The 3,955-nt window shown below is 46.1% G+C and carries 6 protein-coding genes; 5 read left to right on the forward strand and 1 reads right to left on the reverse strand.

Translation table 11 applies throughout. From position 1 onward, the window contains the following. Window positions 1-407: RnfABCDGE type electron transport complex subunit G (locus A3757_RS08275; protein ID WP_156506254.1), on the forward strand; the 407-nt coding region annotated here is incomplete at its 5' end. Then, window positions 407-1,186, forward strand: a complete 780-nt coding sequence (locus A3757_RS08280) for an electron transport complex subunit E (RefSeq protein WP_082865008.1) — start codon at window positions 407-409, stop codon at window positions 1,184-1,186. The genes A3757_RS08275 and A3757_RS08280, both read left to right, overlap by 1 nt. Before the next feature lie 78 nt (window positions 1,187-1,264). On the opposite strand, the gene A3757_RS08285 is transcribed toward A3757_RS08280, so the two are convergent. Continuing rightward, window positions 1,265-1,852: a hypothetical protein gene (locus tag A3757_RS08285; protein WP_068552578.1), complete on the reverse strand. Its 588-nt coding sequence runs from the start codon at window positions 1,850-1,852 to the stop codon at window positions 1,265-1,267. A 159-nt stretch (window positions 1,853-2,011) separates the two neighbouring features. Between A3757_RS08285 and A3757_RS08290 the strand changes: the two genes are divergently transcribed. The 3 genes from A3757_RS08290 to A3757_RS08300 all read left to right on the forward strand — a co-directional run. Continuing rightward, on the forward strand, window positions 2,012-2,452 hold the full coding sequence (locus A3757_RS08290) for a YtoQ family protein (RefSeq protein WP_068552576.1): 441 nt from the start codon (window positions 2,012-2,014) through the stop codon (window positions 2,450-2,452). 88 nt (window positions 2,453-2,540) lie between these two features. Beyond that, window positions 2,541-3,542, forward strand: a complete 1,002-nt coding sequence (glyQ, locus tag A3757_RS08295) for a glycine--tRNA ligase subunit alpha (RefSeq protein WP_082865010.1) — start codon at window positions 2,541-2,543, stop codon at window positions 3,540-3,542. Then, the coding region (locus A3757_RS08300) for a glycine--tRNA ligase subunit beta (protein WP_156506255.1) at window positions 3,542-3,955 on the forward strand (414 nt) is incomplete at its 3' end. The genes glyQ and A3757_RS08300, both read left to right, overlap by 1 nt.

Below are 3,955 nucleotides of genomic sequence, written 5' to 3' on the forward strand. Positions count from 1 at the left end.
AAGATCAGCTTCCTACCCACCTAATATTGCCTGTTGTGGCGCCTGATGGATATACAGGCCCTATACGTTTGATTATGAGTATTGATATGTCGGGGGAGCTTAAGGGTGTGAGAGTGATAGAGCATAAAGAGACGCCGGGCTTAGGTGATAAAATCGACTTGAAGAAGTCTGATTGGGTTTTATCCTTCAACGGCAAGTCTTTGGCGAACTTGACTGAAACTCAGTGGCAAGTGAAGAAAGATGGTGGAGACTTTGATCAGTTAACAGGTGCAACCATTACACCTCGTGCGATAGTCAGTGCGGTGCATAAAGCGCTGATCTACTTTAGTGAGAACAAAGATCGGATTCTGGATCAGGCAATGAGTTCTAAGTCGGGAACTGATACTGCAGCAGGTGAGGCACAATAATGGCAGCAGCAGAAAATAGCGCAGATTTAATACCGGAACAAAGCGAAGGTGCGAAGCAAAGCTTTGTTAGCAGTGGCGAGTTCAACAAACTAGTTAAGAATGGCTTGTGGGACAATAACCCAGCCTTGGTTCAGCTACTGGGTTTGTGCCCTTTATTGGCTGTAACCGGCACAGTAGTTAATGCTTTAGGTTTGGGGTTGGCGACAACCTTGGTTTTGCTTGGGTCTAATGTATCGGTCTCGTTGATTCGAAACTATGTGAGAGATTCAGTCAGACTACCTGCTTTTGTGATGATTATTGCTTCGCTAGTGACTTGTGCTGAGTTATTGATGCAAGCCTTCACTTATGAATTGTATGAAATTCTTGGAATCTTTATCCCATTAATCGTGACTAACTGCGCAATCTTAGGTCGAGCCGATGCATATGCATGTAAGAACCCTGTATTGCCAGCCGCAACAGATGGTTTGATGATGGGAGTAGGCTTTACCGTGGTATTGGTATTGCTGGGCGCCATGCGTGAACTCATTGGTCAAGGAACCCTGTTTACCGGAATGAACCTGATCTTTGGTGATATGGCTCTGGCTTGGGAAATTCAGGTTTTCGAAGATTACCCTAACTTCCTGTTTGCTATTTTGCCTCCGGGAGCGTTTGTTGGAATGGGTTTAATCATTGCGCTGAAGAATATCATTGATCAACGTGCAGCGGCAGCAAAAGCGAAAACTGAAACAAAGAAAGAAAAGGGCAGTAAGCGGGTTCGTGTAACCGGCAAGATTGCTTAGCCTATAACGGGGAAGGTGCTTAGATAGTGCAGTTGACACGACACAGCATTTCAGCTGTATCGTGCGTACTCTATCAACTTAAGCGGTAAATCGCTTCAGGCCTTTCATTAGACCGTCAGTAATATTCGAAAACTCATCTTTTGCTTTCTTAACGACAAGCTCAGAAATTGCTGTAGTTTCTTGATGTTTGCTTTCTTCTTCAGCGCTTACTTGATAAGCAGGAAGACATTCTTGCATTGCTTTGGCAGCCTCAGAACGGGGCTTTAGTCCATACCATTCACAGATCTTCTCTACAGATAAACGGAAAGCTTGTTCCTCGCCGTGGACGGCTATGGAGATAGTGGTGCGTTTTATTTCATCTTCCCAAGGTACGTTAATACGCAGCTCAAAAACATCAGCCGGCGCACGCCCTTTTCGTTTAACGACAATGCGGCGTAAACCTCGGATCGTGCCTTTTTCGCGAATATGATATTCGGTAGAGAGTGCTTGCTGCAAACCGTAAGCTTTCTGGGCTTTGGCAAAGCGAGCGTCGATTTCCTGGGCTTTGGAATACGCAGCTTTGCGACTGCGTTTGATACGGACATACTCTTGGTGTTCTTTACCTCCCCATGCTCGAAAGACTCGGAAGTAAGATAATTCGCCGTACTGGTGATCATAAATTGCCATATACTGCCCCCTCCTTGTAGGGCTCGTCCTTTGTGAGCGTATCTATTCGCTTCAACATCAATATTTTGCTGAATAGATCACATTTCGTTAGAGTTCGCACTCCGATAAAATCACAAGCACAATATATAACATTAATATGAAATTAGGGAGACACTTGTCATGAAATACATCATTTATTTATCTGGTGAAATTCATAGTGATTGGCGTGAGCGGATTGTTGCGGGTTTAGCATCAAACGGCTTGGATGTAGACGTTTATTCTCCAGTTACCAATCATGAAGCCAGTGATGAGGTTGGTGTTCGTATTCTTGGAGAGGAAGATAACAACTTTTGGAAAGACCACAAAGCAGCAAAAATTAACGCCTTACGTACGATGACCCTGATTGAAAAATCTGACATTGTTGTGGTGCGTTTTGGTGAAAAATACAAGCAGTGGAATGCAGCATTCGACGCCGGTATTGCGATCGGTCAGGGTAAGCCGATTATTGTGATGCATGCGCCAGAACTGACGCATCCTTTGAAAGAAATTGACGGTGCAGCGATGGCGGTGACCGAAACGCCGGAACAAGTAGTTGAAATTTTGAAGTATATCAACCAATAGTCGGGCTAATCTCGCTACAAGGCGGCGTGTTTTACGTTATAATGCCGCTCTTTTGTTTCTCACTCTATATGAATCTGGTGGTACGATCGTGTCTAACGAGACCCAAGCAAACGAAGTCGGTGCAGGTGCGCCTGACGTTAAAACTTTTCAGGGGCTGATTCTGGCCCTGCAAAACTTCTGGGCGAGTAAGGGCTGTGTAGTCCTGCAGCCGCTTGATATGGAAGTTGGAGCAGGTACTTTTCACCCGGCTACTTTCTTGCGCTCAATAGGGCCCGAGACCTGGAACGCCGCCTATGTTCAGCCAAGTCGACGACCTACAGATGGTCGCTATGGCGAGAACCCGAACCGTTTGCAGCATTACTATCAATTCCAGGTGGTGATGAAGCCTTCACCCTTGAATATTCAGGAACTCTATCTTGAATCATTAGCGGCGATGGGTATTGATACCACTGTCCACGATATTCGATTTGTAGAGGATAACTGGGAATCTCCTACACTAGGCGCCTGGGGTTTGGGTTGGGAAGTCTGGTTGAATGGTATGGAGGTAACTCAGTTCACCTACTTCCAACAGGTTGGCGGGCTCGAATGTTACCCGGTAACCGGTGAAATTACCTACGGTTTGGAACGTATCGCGATGTACCTTCAGGGTGTGGATAGCGTTTATGACTTAATCTGGGCGCATGGGCCAGATGGTGATGTGACCTATGGCGATGTTTTCCACCAGAACGAAGTGGAAATGTCGACTTACAACTTTGAGCACGCCAATACTGATGCGCTTTTTGCACAGTTTGATACCTGTGAAGCTGAAAGTCAGAAGATGATTGACCAGGGTTTGCCATTACCAGCGTATGAGTTGGTGCTTAAGGCTTCCCACACATTTAACATGCTGGATGCCCGCCATGCGATCTCGGTCACTGAACGTCAGCGCTATATACTGCGTGTTCGAGGCTTGGCACGATCCGTTGCCCAGGCATATTTTGATAGTCGTAAAGAATTAGGCTTCCCTCTGGCTCCTGAAGGGATTCGTGAAGAAGTCCTTGCCAGCTTAGAAAACGCTGGTTCAAAGTCGGACAAAGGAGGCAAGAAATAATGTCTACGCAAGATTTTCTCGTTGAAATCGGGACTGAAGAACTTCCACCGAAAGCACTGAAGAAGCTCTCGGACTCCTTTACCAGTGGTATCGAAGCAGGCTTAAAAGATGCGGCTTTGAACTATGCTGAGGTAAAGGCTTTCGCTAGCCCCAGACGTTTAGCTGTTCGAGTTAAAGGTTTGGACGTGCAGCAAGCTGATAAGTCAGTTGAAAAGAAAGGCCCGTCAAAGAAAGCCGCTTATGATGCTGAAGGGAATCCTTCTCGCGCCTTGACTGGTTTTACCGGCTCGTTAGGTATTAAGCCTGAAGACCTAGAAGAAATGGAAACGCCGAAAGGAACATGGTTAGTTTACCGCTCGCTAGAGAAAGGTCAGGAAACCAAATCTTTGTTGAATGACATTGTTGCCCAGTCA

This window comes from Oleiphilus sp. HI0117 (assembly GCF_001635235.1).

What these genes read in the sequence shown, in the direction of transcription:
- A3757_RS08290 (WP_068552576.1), top strand. Translation starts at nt 2,012, where the DNA reads ATGAAATACATCATTTATTTATCTGGTGAAATTCATAGTGATTGGCGT.
- A3757_RS08280 (WP_082865008.1), top strand. Translation starts at nt 407, where the DNA reads ATGGCAGCAGCAGAAAATAGCGCAGATTTAATACCGGAACAAAGCGAA.
- A3757_RS08285 (WP_068552578.1), bottom strand. Translation starts at nt 1,852, where the DNA reads ATGGCAATTTATGATCACCAGTACGGCGAATTATCTTACTTCCGAGTC.